Annotated in this window: 17 protein-coding genes; 10 read left to right on the top strand and 7 right to left on the bottom strand. The window is 57.9% G+C overall.

From position 1 onward, the window contains the following. Positions 1–17: 17 nt before the first annotated feature. On the bottom strand, positions 18–452 hold the full coding sequence (locus tag RBB77_RS04710) for a 2Fe-2S iron-sulfur cluster-binding protein (protein ID WP_353067577.1): 435 nt from the start codon (positions 450–452) through the stop codon (positions 18–20). A gap of 3 nt (positions 453–455) precedes the next feature. Further along, positions 456–2,462 (bottom strand): Fe-S protein assembly chaperone HscA, encoded by a 2,007-nt coding sequence (hscA, locus tag RBB77_RS04705; RefSeq protein WP_353065070.1) that lies wholly within the window; start codon positions 2,460–2,462, stop codon positions 456–458. Between the two features lie 107 nt (positions 2,463–2,569). Here hscA and RBB77_RS04700 point away from each other — a divergent pair, with 107 nt between their 5' ends. From RBB77_RS04700 to RBB77_RS04685, 4 genes are all read left to right on the top strand, one after another. After that, entirely contained in the window at positions 2,570–3,391 is an 822-nt protein-coding gene (locus RBB77_RS04700; protein ID WP_353065068.1) for a helix-turn-helix domain-containing protein, read from the top strand. Positions 3,392–3,563: 172 nt separating this feature from the next. Beyond that, entirely contained in the window at positions 3,564–4,049 is a 486-nt protein-coding gene (locus RBB77_RS04695; RefSeq protein ID WP_353065066.1) for a VOC family protein, read from the top strand. Continuing rightward, positions 4,042–4,458 carry a GNAT family N-acetyltransferase gene (locus RBB77_RS04690; protein WP_353065064.1) on the top strand — a complete coding sequence of 139 codons (417 nt, stop codon included), beginning with the start codon at positions 4,042–4,044 and terminating at the stop codon, positions 4,456–4,458. Before RBB77_RS04695 ends, RBB77_RS04690 begins: the two co-directional genes overlap by 8 nt. 83 nt (positions 4,459–4,541) lie before the next feature. Continuing rightward, entirely contained in the window at positions 4,542–5,039 is a 498-nt protein-coding gene (locus tag RBB77_RS04685) for a DinB family protein (protein WP_353065062.1), read from the top strand. On the opposite strand, the gene RBB77_RS04680 is transcribed toward RBB77_RS04685, so the two are convergent. Both RBB77_RS04680 and RBB77_RS04675 read right to left on the bottom strand, forming a co-directional pair. Beyond that, positions 5,036–6,169 carry a type IV pilus twitching motility protein PilT gene (locus tag RBB77_RS04680; RefSeq protein ID WP_353065061.1) on the bottom strand — a complete coding sequence of 378 codons (1,134 nt, stop codon included), beginning with the start codon at positions 6,167–6,169 and terminating at the stop codon, positions 5,036–5,038. The genes RBB77_RS04685 and RBB77_RS04680 overlap by 4 nt on opposite strands. A 165-nt stretch (positions 6,170–6,334) precedes the next feature. Further along, entirely contained in the window at positions 6,335–7,657 is a 1,323-nt protein-coding gene (locus tag RBB77_RS04675; RefSeq protein ID WP_353065059.1) for an FAD-dependent monooxygenase, read from the bottom strand. A gap of 33 nt (positions 7,658–7,690) precedes the next feature. Here RBB77_RS04675 and RBB77_RS04670 point away from each other — a divergent pair, with 33 nt between their 5' ends. The 4 genes from RBB77_RS04670 (at position 7,691) to RBB77_RS04655 (ending at position 11,494) form a co-directional block, all read left to right on the top strand. Then, positions 7,691–8,338: a TetR/AcrR family transcriptional regulator gene (locus RBB77_RS04670; RefSeq protein WP_353065057.1), complete on the top strand. Its 648-nt coding sequence runs from the start codon at positions 7,691–7,693 to the stop codon at positions 8,336–8,338. Between the two features lie 87 nt (positions 8,339–8,425). Further along, positions 8,426–9,361, top strand: coding sequence for an MBL fold metallo-hydrolase (locus RBB77_RS04665; protein ID WP_353065055.1), 936 nt, complete (start codon positions 8,426–8,428; stop codon positions 9,359–9,361). Between the two features lie 130 nt (positions 9,362–9,491). Next, positions 9,492–9,875, top strand: a complete 384-nt coding sequence (locus RBB77_RS04660; RefSeq protein ID WP_353065053.1) for a copper resistance CopC family protein — start codon at positions 9,492–9,494, stop codon at positions 9,873–9,875. A gap of 14 nt (positions 9,876–9,889) precedes the next feature. Further along, on the top strand, positions 9,890–11,494 hold the full coding sequence (locus tag RBB77_RS04655) for a copper resistance D family protein (RefSeq protein ID WP_353065051.1): 1,605 nt from the start codon (positions 9,890–9,892) through the stop codon (positions 11,492–11,494). An 88-nt stretch (positions 11,495–11,582) separates the two neighbouring features. Here the strand turns inward: RBB77_RS04655 and RBB77_RS04650 are convergent, their stop codons facing one another. Both RBB77_RS04650 and RBB77_RS04645 read right to left on the bottom strand, forming a co-directional pair. After that, entirely contained in the window at positions 11,583–12,596 is a 1,014-nt protein-coding gene (locus RBB77_RS04650) for a hypothetical protein (protein WP_353065049.1), read from the bottom strand. 260 nt (positions 12,597–12,856) lie between these two features. After that, entirely contained in the window at positions 12,857–13,258 is a 402-nt protein-coding gene (locus RBB77_RS04645) for a VOC family protein (protein ID WP_353065047.1), read from the bottom strand. Positions 13,259–13,322: 64 nt separating this feature from the next. Here RBB77_RS04645 and RBB77_RS04640 point away from each other — a divergent pair, with 64 nt between their 5' ends. Further along, a complete protein-coding gene (locus RBB77_RS04640; protein WP_353065045.1) occupies positions 13,323–14,120 on the top strand; it encodes an AraC family transcriptional regulator in 798 nt (265 codons plus the stop codon). A 299-nt stretch (positions 14,121–14,419) separates the two neighbouring features. Then, a complete protein-coding gene (locus RBB77_RS04635) occupies positions 14,420–16,558 on the top strand; it encodes an alpha-galactosidase D (protein ID WP_353065043.1) in 2,139 nt (712 codons plus the stop codon). Positions 16,559–16,631: 73 nt separating this feature from the next. Here RBB77_RS04635 and RBB77_RS04630 read toward each other — a convergent pair whose 3' ends face one another. Continuing rightward, entirely contained in the window at positions 16,632–17,690 is a 1,059-nt protein-coding gene (locus tag RBB77_RS04630; protein ID WP_353065041.1) for a LacI family DNA-binding transcriptional regulator, read from the bottom strand. Positions 17,691–17,791 lie beyond the last annotated feature (101 nt).

Raw genomic sequence — 17,791 nt, 5'->3', positions numbered from 1 at the left:
TCTAAGAGTGAACCTTATTACGCCCCGGGCCCATGCGAGGGCTTGCCTTCCTGCACATAGTTCCGATTCCACTTCGGAATCTCAACCACATAAGTCCCCGGCTTCTCAATCACCGCCTGGCATCCCAGTCGTGAGTTCAGCTGAATATCCGCCGCCGTCTCCATCCGATCCAACTCCAGATCCTCCGCCTCGCTGAGCCCCTGTGCGCCTTCCTTCACATGGATATGGCACGTCGTGCACGCACACACACCACCACACGCATGATCGAGAAAAATATCGTAGTTTTCCGCCACATCCAAAAACGACATCGGCAATCCATGCCCTTCATACGGGAGCGTATCGAACGGGAACTCCACCGTTCTGCCTTCAGGCAAAAACGTCACGCGAACCATTCCCTCACCCGCAGGCTTCGACAAATCCACTACATCTTCAATCTTCTTCGTCTCACTCATCATTCAATCTTCCGTCGACTCTCCGGCCGTAGCCTCATCGTAAATGGATTCTTCAATCCTCTTCGTCTCAGCATCCGCATCAGCATGCGAGCTGCTTACCTGCGCCTTTGCAAAAGGATGCGGCGCCGTAGGCCCCTCTCCTATGCTCTCACCTGCGGCCTCCATCGTCTTGCCCTGCATCGCGCCCGACACTGCGTTATCCATCATCAACTCTGCAAACCGCCGCGTCGCCGCATCAAGCCGCTCGATCCCCGTGCGAATCACCTTGTACTCGCCACCCTGCACCGCCGCCTCTAGAAAAGAAGTAGCCTGTCCTATCTTTTCAATCTCTTCACTCGTCAACATCTGCCACGCAGCATGGCTCTTTCCCTTCTTCACTGCAGTCAGAATCGTGTCTGCCTCGTTCTTCGCTTCAATCGTCTGCCGCTCCTGAATATCGATCTCGGCGTTATCGAACGAGTCCAGAATCATCGTCTCCACCTGCTCATCCGTCAGCCCATACGTCGGCTTCACCTCTACCTCAGCCTCTTTCCCACTCCTCTGCTCGCGGGCACTCACATGCAGAATCCCATTCGCATCGATCAGAAACTTAACTTCAATCCGAGGCAGCCCAGCCACCATCGGTGGAATCCCCTTTAGCTCAAACCGCGCCAGCGAACGGCAGTCTTTCGCCATCTCACGTTCTCCCTGCACCACATGGATCGCAACATTCGTCTGCCCATCCACACCCGTCGTAAAGTGTTCCGTCGCGCTCGCAGGAATCGTAGAGTTCCGCTGGATGATCTTCGCCACCACACCACCCAGCGCCTCAATCCCCAACGAAAGCGGCGTCACATCCAGCAACAACAAATCCTCCGTCGCAGCTGACCCTCCCGCCAAAATCTGCGCCTGCACCGCCGCGCCAAGCGCCACCACCTCATCCGGATTCAACTCCGTATGCGGCTTCTTCCCGCGAGCGTTCATCTCGAACAAATCATCCACCAAGGCCCGCACCCCAGGTATCCGCGTCGATCCGCCCACCAGCACCACCTCATCGATTTGTGCCGCAGACAGACCCGCATCCTTCAGCGCCTGCTTGCAAGGAGCGGCAGTCCGCGCAATCACTCCCGCAATCAAACCCTCAAACTGCTCCCGCGAAATCTGTCGCAAATATCTCTTCCCACTCGGCAGCTCCACATTCAACGTAGCGTTGTGCGCACTCGAAAGCAGAATCTTCGCTTCGATCACCGCCTTGCGCACCGCTTGCACCGCTTCGCCATTCCCGCGAACGTCCTCACCCAGGTCACCAGCAATATCGTCGAGCGCAATCGCAATGATCAGGTTGTCGATATCATCCCCGCCCAGATGTGTATCCCCACCCGTCGCGATAACCTCAAAGATCCCCTCATGCAGCTTCAGAATCGAAACATCGAACGTCCCGCCACCAAAGTCATACACCGCAATCAAGCCATCTTTGTTTTTATCCAGCCCATAAGCCAGCGCCGCCGCCGTAGGCTCGTTCACCAGCCGCAGTACCTCCAGCCCCGCAATCCGCCCCGCATCCTTCGTAGCCTGCCGCTGCGCATCATTGAAGTAAGCGGGAACCGTAATCACTGCCTTCGTCACCGGCCCACCAAAAAATCTCTCAGCATTCTTCTTCAACTGCTGCAGTACGTACGCCGAAATTTCCGGCGGCGTCAGCATCAACCCGCCCACGCTCACCTTCAGCACCTCATTCGGCTTCAACCCCTCCGCCAGCTTGAACGGAAACAGCTTCAGTTCCCCTTGCACGTCCTCAATGTCTCGTCCCATCAGCCTCTTAGCCGAATAAACCGCGCTTGCCGAGTCGGCCATCAACGTTCCGCGCGCCGCATTCCCCACCACCACGCCGTTATCAGTCCACGCCACCACCGATGGCACCAGTCGCTCACCATCCTCGCCGGGTATCACCACTGGCGTACCCCCCTCCATAAACGCCACCAACGAATTCGTCGTACCCAAATCGATCCCTACAACCCGGTCATCCGCCATCGCTTCAAATCCCCTATTAGTCCATCTTCTATTGTCCTACAATCGCATCACGAACACCGCCACCCACGCGCATCTCCTTCAGATGTGCTCCAACCCGAGGCCGATGCATGCTCTATTTGGAGCACCCCCCCCAACCCGCTCTCGCACCCTTCATCAAAGCTCTCTGGTATGTCCGCGACCCCCACGCCGTCCATCGTCACGAACGAGTCCTCCCCACGGGCCGCGCTCAAATCGTCCTCTCTCTCGCACGCGACCACCTCACCGACGCCAACAACTTCATCAACCCACTCTCACGCACCCCCGCAGCGATCTTCCTCGGCATCTTCTCCCGCTACCAGCAGATCGACGCCATCGACTTCACCGAACTCATCGGCGTCGTCTTCCATCCCGGCGGCACCGTGCCCTTCTTCCCCGACAACGCCAGCATCTTCACCAACCGCGAAACCGCTCTCGATGACCTCTGGGGCCGCGCCTCCCTCAACCTCCGCAACGACCTCCGCGAAGCCCCCACACCCGAGCGAAAATTTTCACTCCTCGAATTCGCCCTCCTCACGCGCCTATCCCTCAGCAAACACCAGCGTCGCGATCCCGTTCTCGACTACGCCCTCACCCATCTCCACGCCTCACCCGGCACCACGACCATTGCCGAGCTCACCCGCACCACCGGCCTCAGCCCTCGACGCCTCTCCGAGCGCTTCAACGAGCAAGTCGGCATCTCTCCCAAGCTCTACTGCCGCATCCAACGCTTCCAGCAAGCTCTCCAACTCATGCACCGCGGCGCCGACGTCCCCTGGGCCGAACTCGCCCTCACCTGCGGCTACTACGACCAGTCCCACTTCGCCAACGACTTCCGCGCCTTCTCCGGCCTCAGCGCCACCGACTACTCCACCACTAACCGCATCTGGGCCAACCACATCCCCCTCGACTAGCATGGATCTCATTGCGACCAACGGAAGCACCACCCGAAGGGAAACACACGTCACGAAGTGACCGCACTCCGCGCAGGAGGCCCGTCCGGCAGGACATTTCTCTTCACGCACGCCGATTTTTCCAAGACCACCCCTCTACCCCCATGGCATCCTTCCAACCATGAACACTCAAATGACCACCAACGGATCAACCGTCATCCCCAGCCTCCGCTACCGCGACGCGCTCGCCGCCATCGATTGGCTCATCGCCGCCTTCGGATTCAAAAAACAAGCCGTCTTCGTCGCACCCGACAACAAAACCGTACAACACGCCCAACTCACACTCGGCCCCGGCATGATCATGATCGGCTCCGTCGACAACGGCGGCGAAGCCGGCAAGTTCATGGTCCAACCCGACGAAATCGGCTTCCGCGAGACCAAGGGTGCCTACCTCGTAGTCCCCGACGCCGACGCCGTCTACGCCTCCGCAAAGGCAGCCGGCGCCGAGATGATCATCGACATCCGCGACATGGACTATGGTGGACGCCACTTCTCGTGCCGCGACCTCGAAGGCCACATGTGGGGCGTCGGCACCTACGACCCCTGGGCTCCCGAACCCTCACAGCAAAACTCCACCTCAACAAAAGAACCGTCCAGGAAAGCGCAGGGAGATGACTGACGAAGAATACGAATTAGTCGAAGCCACACCATCCTCAGACGACTACCGACGCCTCCGCATCGCCGCCGGTTTGAGCCCAAAGAGCGCAGAGGCCGCAGTAGCCGGACTACCAAACACGATCTACGCCGTCGTCATCCGCAAGGACGGCGAAGCCATCGGCATGGGCCGCATCATCGGCGATCGCGGCCTCTTCTTCCAAATCGTCGACATCGCCGTCGACCCGAAACATCAGAAGCGCGGCCTCGGCAAGCGAATCGTCGGCGCGCTCGTCGAGCACCTCCACAAAACCGCCCTGCCCGGCGCCTACATCAGCCTCATCGCCGACGGCGAAGCCCATCGTCTCTACTCACTCTTTGGCTTCAAGCCCACCGCACCACGCTCCATTGGAATGTATCTACACTTCAAATAAAAGTCACGGCGATCACTGAGTGCAGCCAGGGCCCTCCAACGAGCTCTAGCCTTCCCCCCTACCCCTCGTGATACCGTCTCCAGATGGAATTAAACCCATACGCCAAATACCTCGACAATCAGGACCCACTCCCCGTCCTCACCGGCACCTCCGGGCGCCTCCACGCTCTCACCACCGGCCTCACCGACGCGCAGCTGAACGCCCCACCCGCCCCCGGCAAATGGAGCATCACGAACATCATCACCCACCTCGCCGACACCGAAACCGTCTTCGGCTTCCGTCTCCGCCAGACCCTCGCCACCCCAACCGACCAGCCCCACCACATCATCCAACCCTTCGACCAGAAGGATTGGGCCGACCGCTACGCCGTCTACCCCATCGAGCCTGCACTCGCGCTCTTCGAGGCCATGCGCAACTGGAATCTCCTTTTCCTCGCCACCATCTCCGGCGACGAACGCCATCGCCCCGCCACCCATCCCGAACGCGGCACCATGACTCTCTGGACCATCGTCGAAACCATGGCCGGCCACGACATCAACCACCTCCAACAACTAGAACGCCTCACCGCCAAACCCAGCTAACTCAAGTGCCGTCGCAGATCCTCCGGGTGATAGCAGTGCGCGAACGCCGTCTCACGCGAGATCCTGTACGCCCTCACAAGCTCCGCCAGCGATTGCTCCATCGTCAACATTCCGTCCGCGCGTCCAGTCTCGATGTTCGCGCGCAATTGATGATCATCTCCCCGCCGAATTAAATTCCGCGTAGCGCCGTTCGCCACCAAAATTTCAACCGCCGGGTATCGTCCTGCACCATCTGCAGCCGCCAGTAGTTGTTGCGAAATCACAGCAAGCAACGCCAGGGAAAGCTGCTGTCGAATCTGCGACTGATACCCTGAAGGAAAAGTATCCAGAATGCGCGAGACCGTCTGCGCTGCATCGTTCGTATGTAACGACGACAAAACCAGATGACCCGTCTCTGCCGCAGTCAAGGCCGCCGCCATCGTCTCGCTGTCGCGCATCTCCCCAATCATGATCACATCCGGGTCCTGCCGCAGGACCGACCGCACCGCCTGCGCGAAGTCTGGCGTATCACGCCCGAGTTCTATCTGCTCCACCAGAGAGCTGCGATTCAGGTGTTGATACTCGATCGGATCTTCGATCGTAATAATGTGGTCGCGCCGCAGAGTATTCACCCGATCTACCAGCGCCGCCAGCGTTGAAGTCTTTCCGCACCCCGTCGGCCCCGTGAGCAGCACCAGCCCTTGCCTTCGCTCCGTCAACATCGCCAGTCCGGCAGGCAGATGCAGCGACTCCAGCGAGGGCACCTGCTCCGGCAGCACGCGAATCGCCGCTGCCAGCGTGCCACGCTGATAATGAAAGTTCGCGCGAAATCTTCCAATCGAAGGCCGCACAAAACAGAAATCCAGCGACTTATGCTCCTGCAGCTCAGCCAGTCGCTCCGCAGAAAGCAACGACTGCAGCATCCCCCTAACCTCTTCGGACGAGAGGGCTGCTCCCACATCCGGCGTCAATGCGCCATTCACCCGCAGGGTCACTGGCGAACCGGCAACCAGAAGAATATCGGACGCATGCCGCTGAAACGCCGTGCTAAGAATTTGATCAAGCGTTCTCTTCTCGCCCGATCTCGAATTGTTCGCCGAACGATTAAGCTGGTCTACCAGCCTCGACAGCTCGCTCTCTGTCTCACCCATGCAGCAATACTTCCATAAGAGTCTCTCTCCGGAGCGCGAAGTCAATCCATCATCTTTCAAATGAAGATCCATCGCAATTCCAAGTGAAGATCAGACGCACATCCTCCACAAACGTCGCTATCTGCTCCAACGCATTCGTTGGAGCGCTGGGGCAAGACCCGCACCTTAGCGTCCCACGTGGTTAGAAGTACGAACGGAACGAGTACTCACGCCCGCATAATCACTCGACGACGGCGCGCCGATGGACGCAATATACCCATCCGGACGAATCAAAATCCGCCCCTCAGGCGTCTCCAACTCCGTCGCATGAGTACCCCCCATTTGCGCGAACAACCGGCCACCATCCTCTAGCCGCACATCCGGCATTCGATCGCCAGCCTGCAAGCCTCCAAGCGACCCACCCAACGAAAGCGCACTCGATCGATAGTGCAGTGCAAGCTGATTCGTCGCATCTCCACGCTTGATCGACCGCGTCTGGAGCAGCCTCTTGCTCAACCCAAGCACTGCCGCCGCAATCGGCAAACGTTCCGCTTCATAACTATCGAGCAGCGAATCCAGGCCGCCACGCACAACATGCGCAAGCTTCCATCCGAGGTTATACGCATCCTGCACCCCCGTATTCAACCCCTGCCCACCCGCCGGCGGATGCACATGCGCCGCATCTCCCGCCAGCAACACACGCTCCATCCGATAGCGACCGACCATACGGACCGAGGGCTGGTAGATCGATCTCCAGGCAACTCGCGCGACGCGATACCCCGTTGCCCTCCGCACTACGCCCTCGATATCGTCTCCCAAAACATCCGCCCTCCCCGTCAGCTGAAATAGCCCTGTCTTTGGCAACGAACACAGTCCAATCACGCCGCCTTTAGCAAAGGGCCAAAGATGCCAGTCCGCTCGATCCAGGCCCTCGACCTCAACATCCGCCACCAGCATCGGCTCTTCATCGAGACCCTCCCCCTCCAACCGCAGCCCCAATGCCTTCCGCACCGCACTGCGTCCGCCATCGCACCCCACCAGATACTGCGCCCGCACCACCTCCCCGTCGCCCAGCGTGACCTCGACGCCTCGCTCATTCTGCGTAAACGACGCGAACGCCTTACCAAACTCAACCTCACCTCCAAGCTCACACAGCCGCTCACGCAGAATGGCCTCAGTACGCGCCTGCGGCACCATCCAGAGGTTCGGATAGGGCACGCTCTCCGTCGCCTGTTTCCCTGAACCCAGCGAACCCATCCGAAGCGACAAGCTTCCAAAATGAGTCCGAAACTTCGGATAGGTCGCCCCCGCCGCAAGCATCGCATCGATGACGCCAAGATCCTCAAAGATCTCCAGCGTGCGCGGTTGTATCCCCTTCCCCCGCGACCCTTCGAAGGGTATGGAAGCAGCTTCAAATAGACGGAACGAGACGCCCCGCCGCGCAAGATCGACCGCAAGGGTCAACCCAGTGGGACCAGCTCCAGCGATGATGATCGTTGTTTCGTACATTGTACGAAACAAACATAATGGTACAGTGTACGAATGTCAAGGAAAAATACAAACCTCAGCCGCGAAACCATCGCCGCCGCAGCCCTCGAGATCGCTGACAAGGAAGGTTTCGACGCCGTCTCCATGCGCCGGATCGCCCAGGAGCTTAACGTCGGCACCATGAGCCTCTACTACTACGTCAAAACCAAAGACGACCTTATCGCCGTCATGGACGACGCACTCCTCGGCGAAGCTCTCCTGCCCAAAGTGCCGAAAGGCTGGCAGGAAGCAATGATGGAGATCGCCAGACACACTCACGCGCTCTTCCTCCGCCACCCCTGGGCTCTGGTCTCGATGCTCTCCGCGCCCCCCGGCCTCAATGCCATGCGCCACATGGAGCAATGTCTCGAAGCGCTCGCCGAAATTCACATGACCAACAGCGAAAAACTCGCCCTCCTCGCCACCGTCGACGACTTCGTCTTCGGCCACGCACTCCGCGAAACCGCCAACGACACAGCAATCGACACCGAGTTCGCCGCCGCCCAACTAGCCACCGGCGCCTTTCCCCGAATCGCAAAGATATTTGCCAAAGGCCGCATCGAAACCCGCAAAGGCCGCTTCGAACAAGGTCTCCAGGCGTTGCTCAATGGGCTGCCACACCCCGACAGTGCCAAAAAAAAATCCAGGAAGAAAAAAGAATGAAAACGACCTCAGCCGCGCGATCAAAATTTCGACGGCTTTTCTCTCAGCAGTTTGACGCAACAGAAATAAGGACATGTGAGGTCTAAGATGCACTCCCCTAAACCACCGCTAAAAGCTCTGCTTCTCCTCACGTCGCTCTTATCAACGTGCACGCCTTCGCCCGCAGCGGCGCAGTCATGCGGATCAACAGGATTAGCCGTACAGGTCCTCGGCTCCGGCGGTCCCGAGTCCCAGGATAAGCGCGCCTCCACCAGCTATCTCGTCTGGGATCACGGCAACGCCCGCGTCATCCTCGACGCCGGAGGAGGCAGTGCCCTTCGCTTCGGAGAGAGTGGAGCGCGGATGTCCCAGCCCGACGTCTTCCTCTTCAGTCACTTTCACGTCGATCACAGCAGCGACTTCCCAGCTCTCATCTTTTCTTCCTGGTTCGAAGACCGCAAGCGCCCTCTCCCGGTCTACGGCCCCACAGGAAACGATTTCATGCCCTCCACCACAGAGTTCGTGCACGAGCTCTTCGCCGATCCTCACGGAGCCTGGCGCTATCTCAGCGAACTCGTAGAGCCAGGCCAGGGAAGCTACCAACTCCAACCGCATAACGTCGCGCCGAGCTCAACCCCTGTTCTCATCTTCCGCAACGCCAACATGGCCATCTACGCAGTCACTGTCATTCATGGCCAGGTTCCCACCTTGGCCTGGCGCATCGAAATTGGTGGCAAGCGAATCGTCTTTAGCGGAGATACAAACGGAGAAGGCGAAGGCCTCACTCAACTCGCGTCGAACGCAGACCTATTCGTCGCCCACAACGCCGTACCGGAGGGTGCCACCGGAGTAGAACGACGCCTCCACATGCCGCCCTCAGTCATCGGAGCAACCGCTGCCAACGCTCACGTCAAACAACTGGTTCTCTCTCATCGAATGCTGCGGACCTTGGGAAAAGAGAACGAGACCCAAACCGAAATCAAGCGCCGATATTCAGGCCCAATCCAATTCGCCAACGACCTTGACTGTTTTCCGATCAAATGACCGCTGAGATTTACGCATCATTCGAAGCACAGCGGTATCAAATGTGGAAAGCGCAACTTGCCATCAAGCCACTTTAGGTTTTATCTCGACACAAGGGTTGTTGACTTCACTTTGGAGGAGCAGATTCGACATGCGCCGCAAAACTTCGATCATCGCCCCTCGGTTTGTAGTAGCTCTCATTGTCGCCTGCGGTATTGCGCTGATTGCTCCCCGCGCCGCGTTGGCGCATGCGATCTTAGTGAGCTCTCAGCCAGCAGCGAACAGCACGGTCTCCGGTCCGGATGTCGCCGTCCTCCTCAAATACAGTTCAAGGGTTGATCTCGAGCATTCCACCCTCACATTGCTCGACCCTGATGGCAAAGTCGAGAAGATCACGATCAACAGCGAAACCTCGCCCGGATCTCTATCGGCGAAGTTGACCGGGCTCGTCAAAGGAGGGTATGTGCTACGCTGGCAGATCCTGGCCATGGATGGACACATCACTCGTGGCACGATTCCCTTCCTAGTAAAGTAGAGCCGAGAATAAAGATGATCTGGTTCCTCAAGGATATCGATCTCCTGACCGTTCTCCTACGCGCGGCAACGCTGGCATTCGAGGCGTTGCTCCTGGGAGGCGTCGCCTATCTTCTGGCCGTAGCGTTGCCCGCGGCGGCAAGCCAGGCCGTCGAGGACTTTTGTCGCCGTGGCATCCGGATGGCCGCACTTGCTCTGGTGGTAGGCGAAGTTGCACTGGTGACAGCATCCGCCGCCCTCCTGATGAGCGGCTCTGATTTGACGCTCAAGGATGTGACCACCACAAACTTTTTCCGCGCCTACTCTGTTTCAATCCTCTGTGCGATTGGACTCTGGATTTGCGCACGTCTGAAGAGCAGACCGGCAACGGTCGCTATGCTCCCTTTGAGTCTCCTGGTGATAGCAGCTATGGTCTCCGTCAGCCATGCGGCGGCACGCATCAACTACCGCGTACCGCTGGCGATTCTCACCGCAGCACATCACCTCGGTACAGCCGCCTGGCTTGGCGCAATGCCCTATCTGTGGATCTCCTTAGGCCGCGCCGCAAACGTGGATGAGGCGCGGCGTATGAGCCAGCGCTACTCCCGCATGGCGTTGCTTGGCGCGGCCACGCTTATCTCAGCCGGAGTGGCAATGGCTGTGTTCTATATGGGAACGTGGAACGCCGTATACACCACCACGTATGGCGTTATGATCGTTGCCAAAATCTACCTTGTATTGGCGATCGCTACGTTGGGCGCCGGAAATTGGTGGCTGGTGCGGCGTCTGGCCAGCGATCCTAAACCTTTGCTCGCCCGACTGCGCCGCGTTGCTGAGGCGGAGATTTGCCTGGGATTCGCCGCAGTATTGACAGCCGCTTCGCTCACCGCCCAGGCCCCTGCCGTCGATGTCACCGCTCAGGATAGGCTGACATCTCAGGAGATTTACGCGCGCATGCATCCGGTGCCTCCGCGCATGACCAGTCCTCCCTTGGCCGCGTTGGCTCCTCCTATTTCACTCGAAGCCGCGGTCAAGGCCAACGAGTTCGCGCCAGTCATCAACAGCGACGCGAATGACAACGCATGGTCCGAGTACAACCATCATTGGGCTGGGCTGATCGTGCTAGTCGCAGGTCTGCTGGCGCTGCTCAGCCGTCACCCCACCATGCGGTGGGCTCGCTTCTGGCCAGTGACCTTCGCTGGTTTAGCCGTATTCATCCTGCTGCGCGCCGACCCGGAGAACTGGCCTCTCGGGCCGCGTCCCTTCTGGCAAAGTTTCACCGCACCCGAAATCGTGCAACATCGTTTCGGGGCGCTCTTGATCGTAGTCTTCGCGGTCTTCGAGTGTGCCGTGCAGGCAGGCAAATTGAAGGCGCGCTGGGCCAGTTACGTCTTTCCTGCAATGTGTGTTCTCGGCGCCGCGACCCTGCTTACACACGAGCACGCCGCCAAGGTGAAAGAAGCGCTGCTCGCAGAGATGAGCCACACCCCTATCGCACTCCTTGGCGTTTCGGCAGGCTGTACCCGATGGTTGGAGCTCCGTCTCCCCAAGAGCCGCATGGCCACAATCGCCGGCTATCTCTGGCCGCTGTGCCTGGCCCTCGTCGGCTTGATCCTCCTGAACTATCGCGAATCGGCGTAACAAAAGAAGCTTGAATTCTAAGCTTTGCTCCTCGATGTAGCTGACCATCGTCGCGAAGCATAACCACGCTGCGTGGCAGTCCCTACGCTCAGTAGCGTAAATTCACCCGACGGGGCTCTGCCGATGCTCCATAGCGGCAGTCCGGCGTAATACCGGAACCAGCTCCACTGCTCCAGGCGGGATCATGAACGCGACGAAGATTCTGGTCAAAGAGCGTCACATCCTCAAAAGTGATGCTCCGATCCGGAGGATAGTCGTCGCAGCGAACCACATAATAAGCTTCGAGGACACCGCCGAACGCCCAATTGAACACTTGCCCGTCGCTGGGAGTATTGGCCAGGGCGGTACTCTGTCCAGTTGAGAGATCGACGGAAAGCACATTCCACATGGCACAACTCGACGTGCCGGTCCCGCACGTGTTCGTCATCGATCCATAGATTCTGTCACCCGGTTCGACGTTCACGGCTGGACTGGAGACCACAATACCGCTCAGGCAGCAGTTCCAACTCGCGATCGTCCATTGCCCGCCATACAAACCGAGGACAGGTTGAAGAATACTCTGCGTCTCGTTGATGTCTTCCAATCCAGGGAAAAAGAACAGAACCTGACCATCCTCGGCAAGCGGATGAGGCGGCACCGTCCACCTCGCGACCAGCGCCCCATACGAACTGGACGGCGAGCCGGTGGTGACGTTCGAGTTCTCCACCCAACCATTCACTTCCGGAGAAGTTGCCGTGTTGGTCTTGCTCTTCTGCGAAACAGTAGCGTTCACCGGTGTCCCCGTCGGCGTGAAATGACTATAGGCGCAGGTGGCGGCACTAGCTTCGATGGAGCCGTCGGCACGTTGAATTCGGTGGTCAGGTAACAGATGTTCGCCCGCCTTGAGAACTTCAACGCACGAGGAGTGAAAGTAACCGAACGGAGTGATCACATAGCCGGCCGGTACATTTGCGGCTCTAGCCGCCCCGGCAAGGGGAAGACGCAGGGTAGAAACAGTTTCGTTGCCCTGACCGGCAGCCGAAACACTAAGCATTGCGATAGTTACCAGCAATGCCAGAAAGCTCTGCATGTGTTGGATGAACCTGCCTGAAGGAAAGCTCACGGGACCTCCTTGAAGTGCACCTAGGCTCAGCGTGGGGGATGAATCTTCCGAGGGGACTTGGGGCCGACCGGTTATGGGGGAAACGAAACCGTAGCACAAGTTGAGAAGCTTGAGAAGCCTCTTTGGCATTGCCGCCAAAAAAATCATACAAAGCGTCTGCCAATCCCTGACATTCTGAAGATCGACGACGATGGGGTGACGCACTCAAAAGACACGAGGCTCATCGCGTTAGTTACGGACACTCTGGCCGCGCGGGTACATCACTTTCCCTCCGGGTGTTCCGAGACACTCAGAGTGTTCCCATCCGGGTCTTTGAACCAGGCGACTCTGGCTCCAGTGGGCGAAGTCCAAATTCCAGAGTCATCCTGCTTCAAGAACTCATAGAGTTCGAAGCGGATCCCAGCCGTCTTCAGATTTTGGACGACTGACTCTATGTCGGTAACTTGCCAACCTAACACCGTGCCTGATGCCGGCGGCAGTTCCTTGCCCATGCCCAGACGAATCATGATGCCATTTGCATCGAAGACGAGAGCAAATGGCGGCTCTTCGCTTATCAGACGCAGCCCAAGTGTTTCGCCATAAAAGCTCTTCGCTCGATCCACGTCGACGATGGTTGCAAATCCAATGATGTTGTACTCGCTGAGTCCGACTTGTTTAGTCATGCAGCCATAATGAGCGAATATTTTGGATGGCGCAAGAATGGCAGTATGCCAAAATATATCGATAATGCGCCACAACAAAATTCTGAGAGAGTTTGATCCGAAGCGCGGCGTTTCGGTAGCAACGCTAGCCTATGAATACTCTGCAGGCTTTCACGTTCCGGAACATGCGCACGGGGCCGATCAACTTATCTATGCCGTCCGCGGAGTCATGGAAGTATTTTCCGGTCAAAGTATGTGGTTGGTTCCTCCACGTTTTGCACTCTGGGTTCCCGCAAAAACATACCACCACATCCACATGCCGGGCGCTGTTTCGATGCGGACCTTGTACTTCCGACCGGGTCTTGTCCGTATGCGGTCCTCCGGTACGACCGTACTTCACGTGACACCATTGTTACGCGAACTTACGCTGGAGACCGTGCGCATTGGGGAACTTCGAATGAAGCAGCACCACGAACGAGCGCTCCGCGACCTGGTTATTCTTCATCTGGAAGTCGCATCTCCGGTTCCGACGTTCGTGGCTCTCCCAGGAGACGAGCGAGCATTGCACGTTGCTCAGGCTGTGCTGTCAGCGCCTGAGCAAACCAAGTCTCTCGCTGCTATCTGTAGTGATGCCGGAGTCAGCGTCAGAACGATTCAGAGGGTATTTCGCAAGGACACTGGCACCAGCTTTGAGCTGTGGCGGCGGCAGGTTCGACTGACGAAAGCTGTGGAACTCCTCGTTCAAGGCCGCTCCGTCAAGGAGATCGCCTTCTGCATCGGGTACAGGCAACCGAGCGCCTTTGTAGAAATCTTTCGACGGACATTCGGCATGCCGCCCAAAGCATGGGCCGCGCGGCTGGAGAAACTGAACCCGGAAAGCTAGGCGGCTCGCATCGCGGTATTCCTCCAGCGACTGCTGGTTGCAACGGTCATGCCGCCACCCGGTGCAACGGGTAAGCCGCCACTAGCGACGAAGCGCTGTCGAACGCGTTGTTGCATGTCTTTTGCCCGTCGTGGGTGAAACCGCATCAGTGTCGGAAAGTTGATTGTCCATCTTTATTGAAAAGTAACTTGCCAAATCTTTCGGTATAAGAGTATTTTTCATTGGCGCAAGTTAACTCTCACTATTGAAAACTCAAAATGAGGGCTGGCGCGTGCAAATATTCGCAATGGGAGACCCGAATGCAGAGAAAACCTCTTTCCTGGATGCAAAAGGTCGTGAAATCTCGCCTTTTACTTGCCACAGCGCTCATAGCCTATGCAACCGGAAGTCACGCGCAGGTGAATGGAGTGGGCCAACGACCATATCTTGGCTGGAGCACCTACAGCCAACAGACAATCACTCCCACCCAGACCTTCCTCACCCAGGACAGCATCATCGCGCAGTCCGACGCCCTGCGGAACTCCGGCCTGCAGCCGCACGGATACATCTATATCAACGTCGATGCCGGCTGGACCGGGGCCTCTGACGCCTATGGCCGTACGCTGTTCGACACCACCCGCTTCCCCGACGTCGTCGCGATGATCCAGCATATTCATGCGAACGGGCAGAAGTTCGGTATGTACCTGAACCCTGGCGTCGGCACCGATCAGGTCGCAGCCAACAAGCCTATCCTCGGTACCCCCTATCACCTGCAGGACATCATCGTGACCCCGGCAACCATCGCCAACGCCTTCGGCGGAGGCGACAAGATCGACTACACTAAGCCGGGAGCGCAGGAGTACATCAACTCCGTTGTCGACCTTTACGCTTCGTGGGGAGCGGACTTCATAAAACTCGACGCTGTCACGCCAGGCTCCTATAACGACAACACCAACATCGACAATCGCCCGGACGTAGCCGCATTTTCAAAGGCAATTGCGCAGAGCGGACGTCCAATCTGGCTGACAATATCGTGGGCGCTAGATCAGGATTACATCGCAGACTGGCAGGCTACCAGCAATTCCCGCCGCATCGAAGGCGACGTAGAGTGCGAGGGAGATTGCCCCTTCCTTACGGAGTGGAATCGTATCCAGGTACGCTTCCTCGATCTTCCGAGTTGGGAATCGGCTGCGGGATCCACCCTCGGATGGAACGATCTTGACTCTCTTGAGATCGGTAACGACGCAACCGATGGCATCACCCCGCAGGAGCAGCAAACGGCGATGAGCTTCTGGGCCATGGCCAACGCTCCGCTCTCCATTGGTGGCGATTTAACGAAGATGTCAGCGACAGGCAAGAAGATTCTCGGCAACGACGAGGTGATCGCCGTCGATCAGTCGGGTCATCCCGCGACGCAGATTCGCGCAGGCTTTACGCCGATATGGGCGTCGAATCTGGGCAATGGCGAGTATTACGTTGCTCTCTTTAACCTAAACTCCTTTCCCACGCGCGTGAGCCTGCCGTGGAACGATCTCGGTTTCGCCGCCACGCTTACCACGCGGGATCTGTGGAGCCACACAGAGCTTGGGCAGTCGTTGCTTGGATACTCGACCGTTGTTCCGGGTCATGGCGTTCGTCTGCTAAAGGTGCGCGGTGTACTGAACGTCCCTCCGGCCAAGTCCACCAGCTATGAGGCGTACCAGGCCACGCTCACCGGATCGGCCCAGGTCGCCGATTGTCCGCTGTGCTCGGAGGGCAAGAAAGTTGGATTCATCGGCATCGGCCCGAACAACAACGTCTTCTTCGACGACGTAAAGGTCGATCGCGACGGCGTCTACAACATGGAAGTCGACTCGGCTACGAACGGTACCCGCTCTTACATCATCAATGTCAATGGAGGCCCCGCAATCACTCTCAACTCGAGCGGTGGAAGCGGCAACGTTCCCTCGAAGCTGACCATCCCCGTGAAGTTGAAAAAAGGCGACAACAGCATCGAGTTCGGAAACCCGATCAGTTATCCCCCCGATCTCGACCGTATCGTGATCAGTGGAAACGGGGCCGCGCCCTATCCTGAGACGCAGACTTACGAAGCGGAGCTGGCAACGCTCAGCGGCTCTGCAAGCGCTGGGTTCAACGGCAACGCCTCCGGTCTGGCCAAGGCCGGCAACATCGGTGGAGGGCCCGGAAATAGTGTGACCTTCGCGGATGTCGAGGTGCCATCCGCTGGCACCTACAACCTTGAAATCGATTACTTCACGCAAGGGCCGCGGTCGTTCTTCGTCACCGTAAACGATCAGCCGGCCAAAGAGGTCGACCTCAATGGATACAGCTTTGGCACGCCGACGAGCACTGTTATCCAGGTCCAGCTTGCGGCCGGCAAGAATCAGATCGTGTTCGATAACCCCTCGAACTACGCTCCTGATTTAGACTCAATCACCATTTCGCCACTTGTCTTCTAGTCGTTATTCAACGCTTCGGGCCTCTTCGAAAATAGAAGGGGCCTTTTTTCCGTTCGCATCGAGAGCAGCTCAGCTAGCGAGACTTCGTCATTTTACGAAGTGGACGGCCTGTCGATTGACGAACGATAAGTTCAACGGGAATGTAGAGCTGCCTGCCGAGACCGTTTCGCCCGACCCGCATCTCCTCCAACGCTCCGTGACAGCTTTGGGCGATAAGCTTACGAGAAACACTCATGGTTGTCAGACTCGGCGATACCAGATCATCCAGTTCGATGCCATCGAACCCGACTATCGAGACCTCATTTGGGACGGAGATATTCAAGGTACGTGCCGCCCGAAGAGCTCCCAGCGCAGTCAAATCATTGACTCCAATGACAGCAGTTGGCCTGTCCGCCAGGAGCATGAGGTTGCGCAACTCACGGTCTCCTCCGTCCGCACGATAGTTTCCATAGCGGACATACTCATGGCGGACTGTAATTTCGTGCATCTTTAGGGAGGCTTGAAAGGCATCCAATCTCAACTTCGAGATCGTGAGCCCCGGTGAGCCCCCGATGAAAGCGATCTTTCGGTGTCCAAGGTCTTTCAAATAGCCCACCGCCTGTCTCATCCCCTCCTCATGCATCAAACTCACGTCACTGAAGCTAGGGCCGGTTCGGCGGCTATCAATCGCCACGGTTGGTACCTTGCGAAGCGTCAGCAGTTGATATGGCTCCAGTTCGTCTAGCGATGGTAAAACCACCACGCCGTCGACAAGTCTCATTAGCAATTGACGGACCGATGTAAGAGCCCCACCGACACTAGCCTCCGCGTTCGCCAGCAGAACAACCTGCCCGTTGGCTGAGGCCAGCGCCTCAAATTCTCGAAGAAATTCTGAAAAGAATGGGTTTGTCAGGTCTGGAACGATAACGCCGATAGCATGGCTCTGCCCATACTTTAATGTGCGCGCTGAGATGTTTGGGACAAAATTAAGTTTCGCTACCGCACGTCGCACCGCGAGTGCGGTCTCCTCTGTCACCAGCGAAGAGCCGTCCAAAGCGCGCGAGACCGTGGCTACTGACACTCCTGCGTGGCTCGCCACATCGCGCATCGTCGCGGGCTTTTTAGAACCTGATTTCTCGGCATTGTGGCGCATGGACTCCGTCTCCGCGACTGAGAAATCTATTGCTGAAACCTCAAATCGATACGATCAATCTCCCGCTCAGTCTACGCGATTGTCGAGAGCAATCGGATGAA

The organism is Tunturibacter psychrotolerans (genome assembly GCF_040359615.1).
GTDB lineage: Bacteria > Acidobacteriota > Terriglobia > Terriglobales > Acidobacteriaceae > Edaphobacter > Edaphobacter psychrotolerans.
This window is presented reverse-complemented; position numbering and strand designations above follow the sequence as displayed.